The sequence below is a fragment of the Rhodococcus sp. Leaf225 genome (genome assembly GCF_001426145.1).
Lineage (GTDB): Bacteria > Actinomycetota > Actinomycetes > Mycobacteriales > Mycobacteriaceae > Rhodococcoides.
On sequence record NZ_LMRN01000007.1, the window covers coordinates 609,996 to 628,582 of the forward strand.

Genomic DNA, 18,587 nt, shown 5'->3' on the forward strand with positions numbered 1-18,587 from the left:
GGTTTAGGGTTCCAGCCATGGATCTCCTCACCGCCGACCGGCTGGACCGCGCCACCGCGCTGCTCGCCCCGGTCATGCGCCGCACACCCCTCGTGGCGTCCCGTGTCCTGTCCGATCGCACCGACCGCCAGGTGTGGCTCAAGTGCGAGAACCTGCAGCGCACCGGATCGTTCAAGCCGCGGGGTGCGTACAACCGGATCGCGGGTCTGACCGACGAGGAGCGCGCTCGTGGGGTGGTCGCGGCCAGTGCCGGCAATCACGCGCAGGGCGTCGCGTGGGCGGCGTCGGAACTCGGGGCCGCGTCGACGGTGTTCATGCCGAACGGTGCGCCGCTGCCGAAGTTGGTGGCCACCAAGGCGTACGGGGCCACCATTCACCAGGTGGGCACCACCATCGACGAGGCTCTCCTGGCGGCCATGGCCTTCGCCGACGAGACCGGCGCCGTGCTGATCCACCCGTTCGATCACATCGACGTGGTCGCTGGCCAGGCCACGGTCGGCGTCGAGATTCTCGACCAGATGCCCGATGTGGGCACCATCGTGGTGCCGACCGGCGGCGGCGGTCTCGTCGCCGGCATCGCCGCTGCCGTCGCGTTGAGCGGCAAGGACATTCGCATCGTCGGGGTGCAGGCGGAACAGGCAGCCGCGTGGCCCGGATCGCTCGAGGCCGGTATGCCGATCTCTGCCGAACGGATGTCGACGATGGCCGACGGTATCGCCGTGGGGCGTCCCGGGGCGGTCCCCTTCGCGCACGTCACCGAAATGGTGGACCGCGTGATCACCGTCAGCGAGGATGCGCTGTCGCGGGCACTGCTGCTGTGTATGGAGCGCGCCAAACTCATCGTCGAAGCCGCCGGAGCGGCAGCCGTCGCTGCGCTCATGGACCATCCCGAACAGTTCCACGGTGACGGCCCGATCGTCGCTGTCCTGTCCGGCGGCAACATCGATCCGCTCCTGCTGACACACGTCGTCGCGCACGGGTTGCGAGCGGCGGGTCGCTATCTGACGGTGCGCATCGTCATCCCCGACCGCCCGGGTGGCCTGGTGGGGGTGCTCGGCGTGGCACGCGACACGGCCGCGAGTGTGGTCGACGTGGTGCACGCGCGCACGGCAGGGCGGCTGGCGATGGACGAGGTCGAGATCATGATGACCCTGGAGACCCGGGGCCCGGATCACCGCGCCGCCGTGCTGTCGGGTCTCGCGGCCGCCGGATACGAGGCCGAAGTTCAGGAGTGATCGGACAGTTCAGGAGTGATCAGGCGGCGATGAAGACCGCGGCGGAGGCGTGGTCGGCGGCGCGATCGACCAGCGCGTCGGCGCCCGCTGCCGCGGCGCGCGACAGCGCGGCTGCCACCACGGGGGAGGGCGCGGCCACCGTGGCCGTGGTGGTGCCCGTGGTGGTCACCATCGTGGTTCCCGAGGCGATCGGAACGAGGCGTTCCGCCGAGCCGTCGATCACCGAGATCTGCCATCCACGAACGGGTTCCGGCCCGGCGACGGCAATGTCGGTGTCGGTCGAGTTCGCACCCGACACCGACACCAGTGCCCCGCAGGCGAAGCGGCGTGCGATCGTCGCGGCGATGCGCTCCACGACCACGGCGAGCGCTGTCGCGTCCAGATCGACTGTGGCCCAGCCGGGAAGGCGCACGCCGAGACCGTCGACCTCGATGGCCTCGTGAGTGTCCGTGCGCGAGCTGCGGAGCGGATCGACGGCGCCGGCCGTCAGGTCCGCGGCGGCGAGGGCGTGTCGCACCTGGTCCGCCAGAGCAGGGGAGACGCGCACGGTCCGGCCGAAGGAGCGGTTCAGTCGCTGCAGTTCGGAGTCCGCACGGGTGAGCGAGACGATGTCGAGCCACGTGTCCAGGGCGGTGCGCGCCGCGGCTGCCGCATCGGTGATCACGGCCGCGTCGGTGACGACCACCCGCACGTGGCGGTCGTCGATGTCGAACCCTGCGAATGCCTTCGTGGCGAGACTCATCTGGTGGCACCTCCATGGCGTTCATCGCTCGGCGAGCGCGTGCCTGTTACACCAGGGCTTCGAGCCCGGCGGCCACACGGATGGGAAACGCAGTTCGGCCCCGTACGCGAACGTGCGGGGCCGAACGACATGCGTCGTGCGAGATCAGTTGTGGTACGGCTCCGCGCTCGCGAGCGTGACCTTCATGGTCTTGCCGTTGGGCAGCGAGTACTCGCGCGTGTCGCCGACCTTGGCGTCGATCAATGCGCCGCCGAGGGGCGAGTTGGGGGAGTAGACCTCGAGCTTGCCGTCCCGTGCGCCCTCCTCACGCGTGGCGATGAGGAACGTCTCGGAATCGGACTCGTCACCGTCGTAGTAGACCTTGACGACCGACCCGGGGAGCGCGACGCCCGACTGGGTGGGAGCCTCGCCGACCTTGGCGTTGTTCAGCAGCTCCTGCAGCTGGCGGATACGCGCCTCCTGCTGGCCCTGCTCCTCGCGGGCGGCGTGGTATCCACCGTTCTCCTTGAGGTCGCCCTCTTCCCGTCGCTCGTTGATCTCCGCGGCGATGACGGGTCGGTTGGCGATGAGCTGGTCGAGTTCGCCCTTGAGCCTGTCGTGCGACTCCTGGGTCAGCCAGGTCACCTGGGTCTCGCTCATCTCGATCACTCCCTCGTGTTCTTCAGAGCCGTTCGGCTCCGGTATTCGTAGGCGGCGTGCGGTGGTGTCACCGAGCCCACACGTGAAAGAGAGCCCGCGCTGGTGCGCGAGCTCCGTCACGAGCAGGGCGTTCCGCCGGGGCGGAACGCGGTCGATGCGAACGGCCCTTGGCTCGAGTGCTCGCGTTACGCCCGTCAATGCAGCAATACACGGCCCCACTGGGTGAGCCGTGTACGAAGCGATTTTACCACGAAAGAACTTCGTGGTTTCTTGGTCGGCACCCGACGGTCACCGAGGTGTGAGATGTTCCGGTATGTCCAGGCTGCATCCGTAGAGGTCGGCGAGGCCCGGCGCGGCCGAGGTGATCACGAAGCTGCGGACGTCCTCGGTGCCGTTCTCGGACGCCGGGATCAGTACTTCGCGTCGCCCGGTCTCGGTTCCGTCGCGCGATCGCGATCGGATGATGCAGACCGCGGGCTGGGACGGGTCGTCCCTGGTCACGTTCAGGCGTACGTCGACGCGGTCCTCGCCGACGATGTCGAACGACACCATGGTCCCGTCGACGTCGGGGGTGGTGAACTTGGTGTATCCGAGGTAGGCGACGGCCACGCCCAGCGCGATGACCAGAAGCGTCAGAGCCACGGCGAGGACACGGGACGGGGCGATTCCCCGACTGGTGGGGTAGCGACCCTCGGGGAGACTCTGCGGCGTGGTGGACATCGCCGTCGAACTTACCCGCGGACCCGGTACCGCCTCGGCGGGGTACCGGACGAAGTGGAACTATTGGAGGTGCCCGGACCGGAACCGGAGCACCACCGATAGTTGAAGTGAGGCACACGTGAGCGGACTGCGACTGATGGCAGTGCACGCCCATCCCGACGACGAGTCCTCCAAGGGCGCTGCCACCATGGCGCGTTACGCGGCCGAGGGCAACGAGGTGCTGGTGGTCACGCTCACCGGCGGTGAGCGCGGCGACATCCTCAACCCGGCCATGGACATCCCCGGTGTGCGCGAGCGCATGTCCGAGGTGCGCAAGGAGGAGATGGCCGCTGCCGCAGCCATTCTCGGGGTGCGGCAGACGTGGCTGGGGTTCGTGGACTCCGGTCTGCCGGAGGGAGATCCGCTGCCGCCGCTTCCCGAGGGATGCTTCGCGCTGGTGCCGCTCGAGGAGTCGACCGAGGCTCTGGTGCGCGTGGTGCGCGACTTCAAGCCGCACGTCATGACGACCTACGACGAGAAGGGTGGCTACCCCCACCCCGACCACATCCGCTGCCATGAGGTGTCGGTCGCCGCGTACGAGGCGGCCGGCGATCCCGAGCAGTTCCCCGGAACGGGCGAGGCGTGGGAGGTCTCGAAGCTCTACTACTCCCACGGCTTCATCCGCCAGCGCATGCAGTTGTTCGACGACGAGATGATCGCCTCCGGTCAGGAGGGGCCGTTCACGGAATGGCTCGCGCAGTGGCCGAAGGATCGCGGCGAGATCATGGAGCGCGTCACCACCCAGGTGGAGTGCGCGGACTACTTCCAGCAGCGTGACGACGCACTGCGTGCGCACCGCACCCAGATCGATCCGAACGGCCGCTTCTTCGCGGTCCCGGTCGACGTGCAGAAGAAGCTGTGGCCGACCGAGGAGTACGAGCTGGCGCGGACCCGCGTGCGCACGTCGCTGCCCGAGACCGACCTGTTCGCCGGGATCGAGTCCTAGATGACCGTGCTCAGCGCGTCGATCATACTGGCGCAGAACAACACCGGGCCCGAGTTCGGTAAGGCGTCACCCGTCGGCCTCGTCATCATCGTGCTGTTGCTCATCGGTACCGCCCTGTTGGTGCGGTCGATGAACGCGCACTTCAAGAAGCTTCCGGCGTCCTTCGAGCCGGAGGATCCGACGCCGGACCAGGCGGCGGACGAGGGCACGGACCGCGGAGGCTTCCGACCCGAGCGGTGAGGGGTTTGCGACCCGAGCGGTGATTGCGCCGGGTGTCACGGGGGACACTGCAGGGGTGGCCACCCGTGAGCGCAACACCCTGTCCGACTCGACGAGCCCCTACCTGCGTCAGCACGCCGACAATCCCGTGCACTGGCAGCAGTGGGGTGACGACGCCCTGGCGTGGGCTCGCGAACGAGACGTCCCGGTCCTGCTGTCGGTGGGCTACTCGGCGTGTCACTGGTGTCACGTGATGGCACACGAGTCGTTCGAGAACGACGCCATCGCGGAGATCATGAACGCGAACTTCGTGTGCATCAAGGTCGATCGCGAGGAACGTCCCGACATCGACGCCGTCTACATGAACGCGACGGTCGCGATGACGGGTCAGGGCGGTTGGCCGATGACGGCGTTCCTCACCCCCGACGCGGAACCGTTCTACTGCGGCACCTACTTCCCGCCCACACCTCGGCAGGGGATGCCGTCGTTCACGCAGCTACTCGAAGCCATCTCCGAGACGTGGCGCACCCGTCGTGACGAGGTGCAGCAGGCGTCGGCCTCGGTGGTCGCGGAACTGCGCAGGACCGCCGCGGGCATCCCGGAGGGCGACCGAGTCGTCGACGCCGCCCTGGTCGACGAGGCGGTGGCGCGCGTTCTGGCGGACGAGGACGTGCCGCGCGGCGGCTTCGGCGGAGCACCGAAGTTCCCACCGTCGTCTCTCGTGGAGGGGCTGCTCCGCCACGTCGAGCGCACCGGGTCGGAGCCTGCCCGCGCTGCGGTGGGCCGTACCGCCGACGCCATGGCCCGCGGCGGGATGTACGACCAGCTCGGGGGCGGTTTCGCCCGGTACTCCGTCGATGCGGACTGGGTGGTGCCGCACTTCGAGAAGATGCTCTACGACAACGCGTTGCTGCTGCGCTTCTACGCTCACCTGGCGCGCCGCGGCGATGCGTTCGCTCATCGTGTGGCCGTCGACACCGCCGACTTCCTCCTGCGCGATCTCGGCACGGACGACGGGTGCTTCGCCTCCGCCCTGGACGCCGACACCGACGGGGTGGAGGGTCTGACCTACGCGTGGACACCCGCGCAGCTGGTCGAGGTGCTGGGCGACGAGGACGGGGCTCGGGCCGCACAGGTGTTCGGGGTGACCGACACGGGCACGTTCGAGGAGGGGGCGTCCGTGTTGCAGCTGCGGGCCGAACCGACGGACCCCGAGCGTTTCGCACGCATGCGCGCAGCACTGGCCGCGTCGCGTGCCACGCGTCCTCAGCCGGGGCGCGACGACAAGGTGGTGACCGCCTGGAACGGCTTCGCGATCACGGCGCTGGCCGAGGGCGGCGCCGCGCTGGGGTACCGGAACTGGGTCGATGCGGCAGCACGCTGCGCGGACCGCATCCTGGACCTGCACCGCGTCGACGGCCGACTACGGCGTGCGTCCCTGGGCGGTGTCGTGGGCGATGCGGCGGCCATCGCGGAGGATCACGGCGCACTCGCCGTCGCTCTCGCCGCGCTGCACCAGGCGACCGGGGAGGCACGTTGGCTGACGGCGGCGGAGGAGGTACTCGACGTCGCGCTCGACCACTTCGCCGATCCTGAGCAGCCGGGCAGCTGGTTCGACACCGCCGACGACGCGGAGACGCTCGTGACCCGGCCTCGCGATCCACTCGACAACGCGACCCCGTCCGGAGCGGCACTGATCACCGAGGCTCTGCTGACGGTGGCCGCGTCCAGCGAGAACTCCTCGCGCTTCGGTGCGGCGGCGGACAGGTCGCTGGCGCGAGCGTCGATCCTGCTCGAGCGGGCACCCCGGTCGGCCGGCCACTGGCTGACCGTCGCGGAAGCCGCGGTGGCGGGACCGGTGCAGGTGGCGATCGCCACGGAGTCGGTCGACGACGACCTCGTGCGTACCGCCCGCCGCGTCGCCGCCGGCGGCACGGTGGTGGTCGCGGGTCCGCCCGACTCGGTCCCGCTGCTCGCGGATCGCCCGCTGGTGAGCGGCGAGTCGGCCGCGTACGTGTGTCACGGCTTCGTGTGCGACCGACCGGTCACCGACTCCGAGGACCTGACCGCACTCCTGGTCCGGTGACGCCGGATCAGGTGAAGAGCACCAGCCACACGGCGATGTAGTGGCACACCGCGGCGACGACCGTCGCGGCGTGGAAGAACTCGTGATGGCCGAACGTGGTGGGCCACGGGTTGGGCCATTTCGTTGCGTAGAGAACCGCGCCGATGCTGTAGAACACGCCGCCCGCCACCAACAGTGCCATCGGTCCGACGCCCACACGATGGGTGAGTTCGCCCGCGACCGGCACGATGGCCCAGCCCAGCACGAGATACAGGGGCACGCCCAGCCAGCGAGGGGCCGTGGGCCACAGCATCTTCAGCGTCACTCCGGCCAGCGCACCGGCCCACACCACGATCAGCACGATGGTGCCGGTGCGGCTCGGCAGCCCGAGCACTGCGAACGGCGTGTAACTGCCGGCGATGAACAGGAAGATCATCGAGTGATCGGCGCGTTTCATCCACGTCCGGCTGCGCACGGTCTGCCAGTGGACGCGGTGGTATGTCGCGCTCACTCCGAAGAGACCGCACGTCGCGACGGCGTAGACAGTGATCGCGAGACCGGCCCGGACGGACACCGCCGAGTAGGCGAGCACCACGAGCACGATCCCGCAGACCACCGACACCCCGAAGGCGTACAGGTGGATCCATCCGCGCATGCGCGGCTTCACCGGCAGTTCGTCGAGCCCGAAGACAGTCACGAACCTACGGTACCGTAGGTTCGCGCTCCGACCGTGGCCGAACTAGCGGTCACCGAGTGTCAGATCCATCAGGGCACTGATCGTCTTGCGGTGAACCCATCCGCGCACACCGTCGCTCGCCAACGCGGCCCTCGCCGCAGCCAGTCCCGGTGCCCCGTGCACGCCGCCGCCCGGATGGGCGGACGCGCTCCCGAGGAACAACCGACTGACGGGAGTCTCCGTACGTCCGAGTCCGGGAACGGGCCGGAACACCAACTGCTGCTGCAGTTGCGACGTTCCGCCGTTCACCGCGCCACCGAACAGGTTGGCGTCGTCCGCTGTCAGGTCGCCCGGCCGCTGGACGTGCTTGCCGACGATCGACGCCGCGAACCCGGGCGCGTACTCCTCGAGGACGGTGTCGACCCGCTCGGCGAGCAGGTCGCCCGAGGCGTCGTCCGTCACACCGCGGGGGAGGTGTGTGTATGCCCATGCGCTCTCCGTCCCGGCCGGGGAGCGGGTGGCGTCCGCGGTCGTCATCTGACCGAACAGCATGAACGGCCGCTCCGGGATGCGGCCTGTCACGAGGTCGGCGTTCCATCGCACCAGACCGTCGTCGTCTGCGCCGACGTGCACCGTGCCCGCCTCGTTCAGACTCTTCGAGCGCCACGGGATCGGGGAGTCGAGCGCGTAGTTGATCTTCACCACCGGGGTGTCCCACTCGAACTTCTCGAGATCGCTGTGCACCCGGGCGGGAACCGCGTCCCGCGGCAACAGCGAGCCGTACAGCGCGGGAGCGGACACGTCTGCGACGACGGCTCGCCGTGCGACGTACGTGTCGCCGCCTGCCGTCCGCACGCCGCGGGCGACACCGCCGGAGACGTCGATCGAGGTCACCTCGGTTCCGCAGACGACCCGCGCCCCGGCGCTCTCGGCACGGCGCACGAGCGCGCTGGTCAGCTCCTGCGCACCGCCGACCGGGACGGGGTAGCCGACATCCTGCGCGAGCATCGTCAGCAGGTAGCCCATGATGCCGCTCGCGGGTGCGTCGGTGGGGACGTCGGCATGCATGGCGTTGCCGAGCAGCAGGCATCGCGCCGCCTCGCTGTGGAACAACTCGTGCGCCATCGCCCGGGCCGGGAGTACTGCGAAGCGCAGGAACCGCAGTGTCTCCGCGGTCCCGAGGCGCCGGAAGAGCGTCGCGGCACCCTTGACAGGCGGGAAGGAGCTGCCGAACAGCGAGTGCAGCAGAGGATCGCGGATCCGGTTCCACTGGTCCACCACGGACATCCACGCCTCGCCGTCGCGCGGATCGTGCTCCGCCAGCATGGCGGCGGTGTCCTCGGGATCGTGGTGGACCACCGGGGCGTCCTCGTCGTCGGGCGAGCGCGGGTGACCGAAGACGACGGGTGAGTGGGTCCAGCGGAGTCCGTGGCGGTCGAGCTCGAGCGCCGTGAACGCCGGGGACGACGCACCGAGGGGATAGAAGGCACTGAACAGGTCGCTCACGTATCCCGGGGTGAGCTCGGCGCTGCGGACCGCGCCGCCGGGCACCGGGGCGGACTCCAGGACGACGACGTCCCATCCTGCGTCGGCGAGCACGGACGCCGCGACGAGTCCGTTGTGGCCCGCTCCGATCACGACGGCGTCCACCGTCGTGGTCGTCATCGGGGAACCGCGGAACGCTCGGCCAGCAGCGCGAGTCGCCGTGTCGCCTCGGTGTTGCGGGGATACACGAGTGCGTGCTGGACCGACTCGGGAACGAGCGAGAACGGGAGGGTCCGAGCGTGCTCGATCATCTCGATCCGGCACCCCGAGCCTCGCGGCGTCAGGCGCAGGACGATCGTCGCCTTGCCTGCCGGCATCCCGCGCGCTTCGAGTGTCACCTCGCGTCCCTCCGTCATGCTCAGTACCTGCGTCTCGTCGTTCAGCACGGCGGGCCACAGCCCGACCGAATGGTGGATCCGCGAGCCGGGCGCGGGGAACTCGGGGTCGACGGCGCGGATGCGCGAGGCGCCCACCACCCACGTCGCGTAGCTCCACCCGTCGGAGAGCACGTTCCACACGGCATCGACGCTCGCCGTGGTGTCCCGGACAACAGTCATGACTGCTCCTGTTCTCTCGTGTGCGGTCGGAGCCGGGTACCCCGTACGCCACGGAACCATCATGCGGCGCGGTGACGAGTCGGTCACGCCGATCGCGTCGTACTGCGGGCGTAGGGTAATCACCTGCTGAACAATTCTGTCGAAGTGGGGAGCTGGGTGAAGGCTCGCGGTCTGCTGTACACGCTCTACGAGAGGCGCCTGCTGCGTCAGCTCGAGGGCGCTCAGCACCCTCGGCACGTCGCCGTGATGTGCGACGGCAATCGTCGCTGGGCCCGGGAGAACGGCTTCACCGACGTCAGCCACGGGCACCGGATGGGCGCGCTCAAGATCGCGGAGCTGCTCACGTGGTGTGACATGGCCGGCGTCGAGATGGCCACCATCTACCTGTTGTCCACCGAGAACCTGCGCCGGTCACCGGACGAGCTCGACTCGCTGCTCGAGATCATCACCGACGTCGTCGAGGAGATCAGCGGACCGGGAAAGAACTGGTCCGTGAAGATCGTCGGCACGATGGATCTGCTTCCCGCCGAATCCGCCCGCCGCCTCAAGGAGGCCGCCGCCGGCACGGCCGGCCGCTCGGGAACGCACGTCAACGTCGCGGTCGGGTACGGCGGCCGTCAGGAGATCGCCGACGCCGTGCAGTCGCTCATCGCGGAACGGCTGTCCGACGGTGCCGACGGGGACGAGTTGCTCCGCTCGGTCACCGTCGAGGGCATCGACTCGCACCTCTACACGTCGGGCCAGCCGGATCCGGATCTGGTGATCCGCACGTCGGGGGAGCAGCGGTTGTCCGGGTTCCTGCTGTGGCAGAGCGCGTACTCGGAGATCTGGTTCACCGAGGCCTACTGGCCCGAGTTCCGCCGCGTCGACTTCCTGCGCGCGCTGCGCGACTTCGCCGCGCGGCACCGGAGATTCGGTACCTGAGCCGGAGCCGGGCAGGCCGGAGGCCGGTCGTCACAATTTGCGCAGGCGCAGCCGGTTGATGGTGTGGTCGGCGTCCTTGCGCAGCACCAGGGTGGCGCGGGGGCGCGTCGGCAGGATGTTCTCCACCAGGTTGGGCCGGTTGATCGACTGCCAGATGTCCGCGGCCGCGATCCTGGCGTGCTCGTCGGACAGTCCCGAGTAGTGGTGGAAGTGCGAGGCCGGGTCGGCGAACGACGTGGAGCGCAGGGCGAGAAAGCGGTCGACGTACCACTTCTCGATGTCCTCGATGCGGGCGTCGACGTAGATGGAGAAGTCGAAGAGGTCCGAGACCATGAGGCGCGGACCGGTCTGCAGGACGTTGAGTCCCTCGATGACGAGGATGTCCGGCTGTCGCACCTCGGTGTACTTGCCCGGCACGATGTCGTACGAGACGTGCGAGTACACGGGTGCGCGTGCGGATTCGGCGCCGGATTTCACCTCGGTGACGAAGCGCAGAAGCTTGCGCCGGTCGTAGCTCTCGGGAAAACCCTTGCGGTGCATGATTCCTCGACGCACCAGCTCGGCCGACGAGTAGAGGAACCCGTCCGTCGTCACCAGGTCCACGCGCGGGTGGTGCTCCCATCGCGCCAGCAGTGCCTGCAGCACGCGCGCGGTCGTGGACTTGCCGACGGCGACGCTGCCGGCGATGCCGATGACGAACGGGACCTGGCGGTCCGGCGTCTTCTCCCCGAGGAACGTGGCCGTCGCCGCGAACAGGCGTTGGCGGGCGGCCACCTGGAGATGGATGAGTCGAGCGAGGGGGAGGTAGACCTCCGCGACCTCGTCGAGGTCGATCTGTTCGCCCAGACCGCGCAGGCCGGTGAGCTCGTCCTCGGTCAGGACCAGGGGTGTCGCGTTCCGGAGAGTGCGCCACTGTCGACGGTCGAATTCGACGTACGGACTCGACTCGCTCACTCGGGACACGCTGCCTCCATGACTGAATTGTGCTGGGTGGCTCCGGCGAACCGACAGCCGGGTGGTGCGTGACTAGAGTCGAGCGTCATGCACGCCGACACTCTCGTCCACGACTACCTCGTGCTGGGGTTGTCCTTCGATCGCCTCGAGGAGGGGTTCGTCGACGCCTACACCGGCGACCCCGCTCTGCGACGCCAGGTCGAGAACGCGCCCCCGCCCGAACCCCGCGCGCTGGCGCGGCGGGCGGCGGAACTGCGGACCGAACTGCCCTCGTCGGGGCTCTCCGAGGACCGCGCCGCGTTCCTCGACGTCCACCTGCGCGCGCTCGAGACGTCGGCACGGAAGTTGGCCGGTGACGAGATCGGATTCGTCGACGAGGTGCACGACTACTTCGACGTCGCGATCGCACCGGGCGACACCGACGACTACCGCGAGGCACATCGCCTGATGGACGAGGTGCTGGGCGGGGCGGGGCCACTGGGGGAGCGGGTGCGCGCTCACCGCGTGGCCGACGAGATCCCGCCCGAGCGGCTCGCCGAGTGCGTCGAGGCGTTCTCCAGTGCGTTGCGCGACAAGGTGCGCGGCCGGTACCCGCTGCCCGACACCGAGAAGGTCACCTACGAGGTGGTGGGCGACAAGCCGTGGTCCGGGTTCAACTACTACCTGGGCGACTACCGGTCCACCGTCGCGATCAACTCGGACCTCAAGCAGCACATGGCGCATCTGCCCCATCTCATCGCACACGAGTCGTACCCGGGCCACCACACCGAGCACTGCCGCAAGGAGGCCGGGCTCGTGCGCGGAGCCGGGCAGGCGGAGCAGACGCTCTTCGTCGTCAACACTCCGCAGTGCCTGATGGCCGAGGGCCTCGCGGACCTGGCGCTCGAGTCGATCGTCGGGCCGGGCTGGGGAGTGTGGGCGCAGGAGGTCTACGCCGACCTCGGCCTGCGATTCGACGGGGAACGCGCCGAGGCGCTGCAGACCGCGTCGGCGAAGCTGCTGGGGGTGCGTCAGGACGCCGCGCTGCTGCTGCACGACGAGCACCGCAGCCAGGACGACGTGGCCGCGTTCCTGGGGCAGTGGTCGCTCGCGACACCGGAACGCGCCCGTCAGATGCTGCGATTCCTGTCCTCACCGCTCTGGCGTGCCTACACCAGCACCTATGTCGAGGGGTATCGCCTGCTGCGCTCGTGGCTGCACCGGGCCGACTCGGCGGACGGCCGAGCCGACCGCTTCGAGCGGCTGCTCGACGAACCCCTCATCCCGTCTCAACTGCGCTGATCACGGGCATTAGACTCGGCGGCATGACTGCTGCGCCCGTCTCTGCCACCAACATCGACACCGCCTCCCTCGCCGAGGTGGATCCCGAGGTCGCCGCGGCGATGGCCGGCGAGCTGGGACGCCAGCGCGACACCCTGGAGATGATCGCGTCGGAGAACTTCGTTCCCCGCGCGGTGCTCCAGGCGCAGGGCAGCGTCCTCACCAACAAGTACGCCGAGGGTTACCCCGGTCGTCGGTACTACGGCGGGTGTGAGCACGTCGACATCGTCGAGGATCTGGCTCGGACCAGGGCGAAGGAGCTGTTCGGCGCCGAGTTCGCCAACGTGCAGCCGCACGCGGGCGCCCAGGCCAACGCCGCCGTTCTCATGGCTCTGATCAACCCGGGCGACAAGATCATGGGTCTGGACCTGGCGCACGGCGGCCACCTGACGCACGGCATGAAGCTGAACTTCTCGGGCAAGCTCTACGAGGTCGAGTCCTACGGTGTGAGCAAGGAAGACCACCGCATCGACATGGACGAGGTGCGCAAGCAGGCGCTGCACGCGCGCCCGCAGGTGCTCATCGCCGGATGGTCGGCCTACCCGCGGCACCAGGACTTCGCCGCGTTCCGCTCCATCGCCGACGAGGTCGGTGCGCTTCTGTGGGTCGACATGGCGCACTTCGCCGGGCTCGTCGCCGCCGGTGTGCACCCGTCGCCGGTGCCCTACGCGGACGTCGTGTCCTCCACCGTCCACAAGACCCTCGGTGGGCCCCGCTCCGGCATCATCCTCGCCAAGAAGGAGTGGGCGAAGAAGCTCAACTCCGCGGTGTTCCCCGGCCAGCAGGGCGGTCCGCTCATGCACGCGATCGCGGCCAAGGCCGTCGCCTTCAAGATCGCCGGCACTCCCGAGTTCCGGGAGCGTCAGGAACGCACCCTGCTCGGTGCGTCGCTGCTCGCGGAGCGGCTGACCGGCGCCGACGTCTCCGACAAGGGTGTCTCGGTGCTGACGGGCGGAACCGACGTCCACCTCGCGCTGGTGGACCTGCGCAACTCGCAGCTCGACGGCCAGCAGGCCGAGGATCTGCTGCACGAGGTCGGCATCACCGTGAACCGCAACGCGGTGCCGTTCGATCCGCGCCCGCCGATGGTCACCTCCGGTCTGCGTATCGGTACCGCGGCGCTCGCGACCCGCGGGTTCGGCGAGGCCGAGTTCACCGAGGTCGCCGACATCATCGCGACGGCGCTCGCCACCGGCGAGGCCACCGACGACCTGCGTGGTCGCGTCAGCACGCTCGCCCACGACTTCCCGCTGTACGAGGGACTCGAGGGCTGGGGACTGCTGGGCTGATCCGACATGCGGCTCACCGTGGCGGGTCTGCAGACGGCGGGGTCACCCGGTGACGTCGACGCCAACCTCGCGGAACTCGACGGAGCCGCGGGGGCGGCTCTGGCGCGCGGAGCCGACCTCCTGGTCACGCCGGAGATGTTCGTGACCGGGTACGACATCGGCGATCGCCTCGGTGACCTGACGTCACGGGACCTTCTCTCCGAGGTGTGCGCACTGGCGCGCCGCCGCGGCATCGCGCTGCTCGTGGGTCTGCCGGAGACCGAGGCGGGAGCGGTGTACAACACGGTCGCACTCGTCGATGCGGACGGCAGTGTGATCGCGCAGCACCGCAAGTCGCACCTCTACGGTGAGCTCGACCGGGAGTGGTACTCGCCCGGGCTCGACTCGGTGACGGTCGTCGACTTCCGCGGGGTGCGGCTCGGTCTGATGATCTGTTACGACGTCGAGTTCCCCGAGAACGTCCGAGCCGCGGCCCTCGCGGGCGCGCACGCCCTGCTCGTTCCCACCGCGCAGATGGTGCCGTTCACGTTCGTGGCCGACGTCGTCATCCGCACCCGCGCATGGGAGAACCAGCTCTACGTCGCGTACGTCAACCACGTCGGAACCGAGCGCGCCACCACCTACGTCGGCCGTAGCAGCATCGTCGGCCCCGACGCCGAGGTGGTCGACCGGCTCGACGACGAGACCGGCCTGATTCTCGGCACGGTGGACACCGAGGTCGTGGCGGCGGCCCATCGAGACAACCCCTACCTGGTGGACCGCCGCCCCGGCCTCTACTCGTCGATCGTCCGCGACCTCAGTCGCGAGTGAGCGGCAGGCCGGCGCGGCCCAGGAAGTCGAGGATGTCCGACTCGACCTCGCTGCGGTTGGTCTCGTTCAGGATCTCGTGCCGCGCACCGGGGTAGACCTTCTCTTCGAACGACGGGCCGCGCAGCGAGCGCATCGCCTCGGTCGTCGTCTCCAGCGGCACCAGCTGATCGTCGCCGCCGTGCAGCCACAACGTGGGCTGGTCGCCGAGAGTGCCGGAGGACGCCACCGTCTCCACCGCGGCCGTGAAGGTCTCGAGGGTGACGCGCGCGAAGGGGCCGTGGAAGACCAGCGGGTCCGCCTGGTAGGCGGCGCCGACCTCGGGGTCGCGGGACAGCACGGACGGGTCGATCGGGATCTCGGGGATCTCGTCCATCGACAGCAGCATCGAGAAGGCCGGGTTCTGCCCGACCAGCGGACCGGACAGCACGAGTGCCGCCAGCTCGCCGGGGTGGGTCTGCGCGTAGCGCGTGGCGATGAGACCACCCATCGAGTGGCCCAGCAGCATCACCGGTAGATCGGGGTGCTCGCCGCGGGCGATGTCCGCGATCGAGTGCAGATCGGCGACGATGCCGTCCACGTCCGTGATCTCGGCGGGCGTCCCGTCGGACCGCCCGTGCCCGTGATGGTCGGGGGCGTACACCGCCGCTCCGGCCGACGTCAGGGTCGACGCCAGGTGGCCGTAGCGACCCGAGTGTTCGCCGTACCCGTGCGCGAGCAGCGCGACGAATCCCGGCGTGGTGGACGGCCAGGAACGGTAGGCGACGGTGCCGTGGGTTCCCCTGAGCTGCTGCATTTCCTGCGCGTTCTGCATCGGCCGAAGTTAACACCGTGGCCTTCGGCCCCGTGCGCCTTTTGCGTACTCCTGGATGCGCGAAAGGCGCACGGGCGTGTAACGCAGAGTTCACCCACACGTCCCCACGTGTCGCCGAGCCTGCGCCCCCGATCCGGTCTAGCGTCAGCAGTGCGGGTGGCGGGGAAGCCGTCCGTACGGGAGGTCCTCACACATGACTGAGTCATTCGGTCGGGAGGGGCCGGCCCCGGTCCCTGCGGTGTCGGGATCGACCGGTCCAGCGATCGACGGATGCGCGGTGACCGCGCGTCCTTAGGAGCCCCACGTGACTGCAGCTCGCTCCGGTTCTTCCGTCCGCACCTACGTGCTGGACACCTCGGTTCTGCTCTCGGACCCCTGGGCCGTGACTCGGTTCGCCGAGCACGCGATCGTCCTTCCACTCGTCGTCATCAGCGAGCTCGAGGGCAAGCGGCATCATCACGAACTGGGGTGGTTCGCGCGCGAGTCGTTGCGGATGCTCGACGACCTGCGGATCCGCCACGGGCGCCTCGATCAGCCCGTGCCCATCGGCACCGAGAACGGCACCCTGCAGGTCGAGCTCAATCACACCGACCCCGCTGTTCTTCCCGTCGGCTTCCGGACCGACTCCAACGACTCGCGGATCCTCGCGTGCGCACTGAACCTCGCCGCCGAGGGCAAGGACGTGGTGCTGGTCAGCAAGGACATCCCGCTGCGCGTCAAGGCCGGTGCGGTGGGTCTGCCGGCCGACGAGTACCACGCTCACGACGTCGTCCCGTCGGGATGGACGGGCATGGCCGAGATCGAGGCGTCGCGCGCGACCATCGACGGCCTGTTCGCCGAGGGATTCGCCGACATCGACGAAGCGCGAGAGTTGCCGTGCCACACCGGTGTTCGACTGCTCGGCGGCACGTCCAGCGCGTTGGGTCGGGTGACGGCGAACAAGCAGGTGCAGCTGGTGCGCGGCGAGCGTGAGGCGTTCGGCCTGCACGGCCGGTCCGCCGAGCAGCGCGTCGCCCTGGATCTGCTGCTCGACGAGAGCATCGGCATCGTCTCGCTCGGCGGGAAGGCCGGCACCGGTAAGTCCGCGCTCGCGCTCACCGCGGGCCTCGACGCGGTGCTCGAACGACGGACCCATCGCAAGGTCGTCGTGTTCCGGCCGCTGTACGCGGTCGGCGGCCAGGAGCTCGGCTACCTCCCCGGCAGCGAGAGCGACAAGATGGGCCCGTGGGCGCAAGCGGTGTTCGACACGCTCGACGGTCTCGCGAGTCCGGAGGTCATCGAGGAGGTCACCGCACGCGGCATGCTCGAGGTGCTGCCGCTCACGCACATCCGCGGACGGTCGCTGCACGACTCGTTCGTCATCGTCGACGAGGCGCAGTCGCTGGAACGCAACGTCCTGCTGACGGTGCTCTCGCGGCTCGGCACGGGATCACGCGTGGTGCTCACGCACGACGTGGCACAGCGCGACAACCTGCGGGTCGGACGCCACGACGGTGTCGCCGCCGTGATCGAGAAGTTGAAGGGGCACCCTCTCTTCGCCCACATCACGCTGACCCGTTCGGAGCGCTCGCCCATCGCCGCACTGGTCACCGAGATGCTCGAGGAGTTCGGGCCGGCCTGAGTCACCGTTCGCGCCGGGCGGCACGGACCGCCCGGCGCGGTGTGACGCCGAACTATCACCGACCTCTTTGTCAGGGAGATCACCGGAATCCGCGTCGCGCGGTCCGAAGGTTCGGAGTGGACACCTACGGCCGTTATGCTGCTGTGATGCCGAAGAGTGACCAGGACCTGTTGAGCGAGCTCGAAGCCGATGCCGCGCACCTGCTGCAGAAGCACATCGACGCTGCTCGGGACTGGCAGCCCCACGATTATGTTCCGTGGGACTCGGGTCGCAACTTCGCGTTCCTCGGCGGCGAGGACTGGTCTCCGGAGCAGGTGACGCTCGGTGACGCCGAGGTCGTCGGTGCCACCGTCAGCGTGCTGGTCGCCGACAACCTGCCCGAGTACCACCGCGACCTGGCGTTCGCTCTCCGGAGCAGCGACGTCTGGTGGAAGCTGATCGGCCGGTGGACCGCGGAGGAGAACCGGCACGCCATCGTGCTGCGCAACTACCTCATGACGACTCGCGCGGTCGACCCAGTGGATCTCGAGCGTGTGCGCATCGAGCACATGACCACCGGCTACTCCGCACCGTCGCTCCACGTGCTGCACATCCTCGCCAAGTTCGCCCTCGACGAGCGAGCAGCGGCCGTGCGCCACCGTCGCGCCTCCGCGTCGTCGCAGGACGCTCTCCTGTCGAGCATCCTCGACCGCATCGCCGAGGACGACGATCTGCAGACCACGCTCTTCACCGACCTGGTCTCCGCCGCGATCCGCGTCGATGCCGACGGCGCCGTCCGCGCCATCGCCGACACCGTCGCGTCCTTCTCGGTCCCCACCGTCGATCTCCCCGGCCGCGGCGGCAGCGCCGAACTGCTCGCCGGCATCGGGCTCTACGACCGCACCATCGAGACCGAAGAGGTGATCAAGCCCCTGCTCGAGGCGTGGAACGTGTTCACCCTCGACGGCCTCGGCGAGGACGGCCTCGCGGCCCGCGCGGAGCTCGAGAGCGCACTCGCCACTGCCGCGTCCTGATCAGCGCGTGATCGCGAACCCGCCCACCACCACCGGCTGACCGGCACCGACGAAGTACACGGTGCCGTTCCAACGGTTCGGGTTCACGGCGTCGCGCGTCATCTCGTCGTGGAAGACGGCTCCGAAGGCGGGGGACAGGCGCGAGTAGTAGACGTGGACCACGTCGGCCCCGGTCGCGATGCTCGGGGCGCGGTAGACGTCGCCCGGGATCGCGTTCACGCCGAGAAGTCGGTTGACCGTCGTGTCGCCGGTGATGGTCTTGCCGTCCCACAGCGGGACGGGAGCGCCCTCGGGCGTGGTGCCGACGTAGACGCCGTCGGGAACGGGTCCGGCGGACGCCAGTGCGGGGGCGGCCAGCGCCGCGCCGATCGCGGCGGCGCCGCCGAGGAGTGCCACTGCAGTTCGTGTCATGACACGTCACACTCCTCCTGATCGCCCCGCACCACAGCGTTTCGCCGTGAT

Annotated in this window: 19 protein-coding genes; 10 read left to right on the plus strand and 9 right to left on the minus strand. The window is 69.3% G+C overall.

Going from position 1 to position 18,587, the window contains the following annotated elements:
* The first annotated feature begins 17 nt into the window (after positions 1-17).
* Positions 18-1,235 (plus strand): threonine ammonia-lyase, encoded by a 1,218-nt coding sequence (gene ilvA / locus ASG69_RS03045; protein WP_027503943.1) that lies wholly within the window; start codon positions 18-20, stop codon positions 1,233-1,235.
* A 19-nt stretch (positions 1,236-1,254) separates the two neighbouring features.
* Here ilvA and ASG69_RS03050 read toward each other — a convergent pair whose 3' ends face one another.
* The 3 genes from ASG69_RS03050 to ASG69_RS03060 all read right to left on the minus strand — a co-directional run bounded on the left by ASG69_RS03050 (position 1,255) and on the right by ASG69_RS03060 (position 3,336).
* Positions 1,255-1,977, minus strand: a complete 723-nt coding sequence (locus ASG69_RS03050; RefSeq protein ID WP_056447358.1) for an FAD:protein FMN transferase — start codon at positions 1,975-1,977, stop codon at positions 1,255-1,257.
* A gap of 144 nt (positions 1,978-2,121) precedes the next feature.
* Complete coding sequence (gene greA / locus ASG69_RS03055; protein WP_027503942.1) at positions 2,122-2,616, minus strand: transcription elongation factor GreA; 495 nt, start codon at positions 2,614-2,616, stop codon at positions 2,122-2,124.
* A gap of 288 nt (positions 2,617-2,904) precedes the next feature.
* Positions 2,905-3,336, minus strand: coding sequence for a DUF4307 domain-containing protein (locus ASG69_RS03060; protein WP_056447360.1), 432 nt, complete (start codon positions 3,334-3,336; stop codon positions 2,905-2,907).
* Between the two features lie 136 nt (positions 3,337-3,472).
* Here ASG69_RS03060 and mca point away from each other — a divergent pair, with 136 nt between their 5' ends.
* From mca to ASG69_RS03075, 3 genes are read left to right on the plus strand one after another with little or no spacing between them, the layout of a single operon-like run.
* Positions 3,473-4,321, plus strand: a complete 849-nt coding sequence (mca, locus tag ASG69_RS03065) for a mycothiol conjugate amidase Mca (protein ID WP_056447616.1) — start codon at positions 3,473-3,475, stop codon at positions 4,319-4,321.
* Positions 4,322-4,561, plus strand: a complete 240-nt coding sequence (locus ASG69_RS03070) for a hypothetical protein (RefSeq protein ID WP_027503939.1) — start codon at positions 4,322-4,324, stop codon at positions 4,559-4,561. It abuts the gene before it with no gap.
* Positions 4,562-4,616: 55 nt separating this feature from the next.
* A complete protein-coding gene (locus ASG69_RS03075) occupies positions 4,617-6,626 on the plus strand; it encodes a thioredoxin domain-containing protein (protein WP_056447362.1) in 2,010 nt (669 codons plus the stop codon).
* A gap of 7 nt (positions 6,627-6,633) precedes the next feature.
* Here the strand turns inward: ASG69_RS03075 and trhA are convergent, their stop codons facing one another.
* From trhA to ASG69_RS03090, 3 genes are read right to left on the minus strand one after another with little or no spacing between them, the layout of a single operon-like run.
* Positions 6,634-7,302, minus strand: coding sequence for a PAQR family membrane homeostasis protein TrhA (gene trhA / locus ASG69_RS03080; RefSeq protein WP_056447363.1), 669 nt, complete (start codon positions 7,300-7,302; stop codon positions 6,634-6,636).
* Between the two features lie 42 nt (positions 7,303-7,344).
* The gene (locus tag ASG69_RS03085) at positions 7,345-8,946 is read right to left on the minus strand and encodes a phytoene desaturase family protein (RefSeq protein ID WP_056447365.1); all 1,602 of its coding nucleotides are present in this window, start codon (positions 8,944-8,946) and stop codon (positions 7,345-7,347) included.
* Positions 8,943-9,383 carry an SRPBCC family protein gene (locus tag ASG69_RS03090; protein WP_056447618.1) on the minus strand — a complete coding sequence of 147 codons (441 nt, stop codon included), beginning with the start codon at positions 9,381-9,383 and terminating at the stop codon, positions 8,943-8,945. The genes ASG69_RS03085 and ASG69_RS03090 overlap by 4 nt, the downstream gene beginning before the upstream one ends.
* A 156-nt stretch (positions 9,384-9,539) precedes the next feature.
* On the opposite strand from ASG69_RS03090, the gene ASG69_RS03095 reads away from it, so the two are divergent.
* Positions 9,540-10,307, plus strand: a complete 768-nt coding sequence (locus ASG69_RS03095; protein ID WP_027503934.1) for an isoprenyl transferase — start codon at positions 9,540-9,542, stop codon at positions 10,305-10,307.
* 30 nt (positions 10,308-10,337) lie between these two features.
* On the opposite strand, the gene coaA is transcribed toward ASG69_RS03095, so the two are convergent.
* Entirely contained in the window at positions 10,338-11,270 is a 933-nt protein-coding gene (gene coaA / locus ASG69_RS03100) for a type I pantothenate kinase (RefSeq protein ID WP_027503933.1), read from the minus strand.
* Between the two features lie 78 nt (positions 11,271-11,348).
* On the opposite strand from coaA, the gene ASG69_RS03105 reads away from it, so the two are divergent.
* From ASG69_RS03105 to ASG69_RS03115, 3 genes are read left to right on the plus strand one after another with little or no spacing between them, the layout of a single operon-like run.
* Positions 11,349-12,542 (plus strand): hypothetical protein, encoded by a 1,194-nt coding sequence (locus tag ASG69_RS03105; protein WP_056447367.1) that lies wholly within the window; start codon positions 11,349-11,351, stop codon positions 12,540-12,542.
* 23 nt (positions 12,543-12,565) lie between these two features.
* Positions 12,566-13,870: a serine hydroxymethyltransferase gene (gene glyA / locus ASG69_RS03110; protein WP_027503931.1), complete on the plus strand. Its 1,305-nt coding sequence runs from the start codon at positions 12,566-12,568 to the stop codon at positions 13,868-13,870.
* 6 nt (positions 13,871-13,876) lie between these two features.
* A complete protein-coding gene (locus ASG69_RS03115) occupies positions 13,877-14,680 on the plus strand; it encodes a carbon-nitrogen hydrolase family protein (RefSeq protein WP_056447370.1) in 804 nt (267 codons plus the stop codon).
* Here the strand turns inward: ASG69_RS03115 and ASG69_RS03120 are convergent.
* Positions 14,667-15,491, minus strand: coding sequence for an alpha/beta hydrolase (locus tag ASG69_RS03120; RefSeq protein ID WP_027503929.1), 825 nt, complete (start codon positions 15,489-15,491; stop codon positions 14,667-14,669). The genes ASG69_RS03115 and ASG69_RS03120 overlap by 14 nt on opposite strands.
* A gap of 304 nt (positions 15,492-15,795) precedes the next feature.
* Here ASG69_RS03120 and ASG69_RS03125 point away from each other — a divergent pair, with 304 nt between their 5' ends.
* The gene (locus ASG69_RS03125; protein ID WP_027503928.1) at positions 15,796-17,112 is read left to right on the plus strand and encodes a PhoH family protein; all 1,317 of its coding nucleotides are present in this window, start codon (positions 15,796-15,798) and stop codon (positions 17,110-17,112) included.
* A gap of 146 nt (positions 17,113-17,258) precedes the next feature.
* Positions 17,259-18,125: an acyl-ACP desaturase gene (locus ASG69_RS03130; protein WP_056447371.1), complete on the plus strand. Its 867-nt coding sequence runs from the start codon at positions 17,259-17,261 to the stop codon at positions 18,123-18,125.
* Here the strand turns inward: ASG69_RS03130 and ASG69_RS03135 are convergent, their stop codons facing one another.
* Positions 18,126-18,536, minus strand: coding sequence for a hypothetical protein (locus ASG69_RS03135; protein WP_156380416.1), 411 nt, complete (start codon positions 18,534-18,536; stop codon positions 18,126-18,128). It lies immediately after the preceding gene.
* Positions 18,537-18,587: the final 51 nt, after the last annotated feature.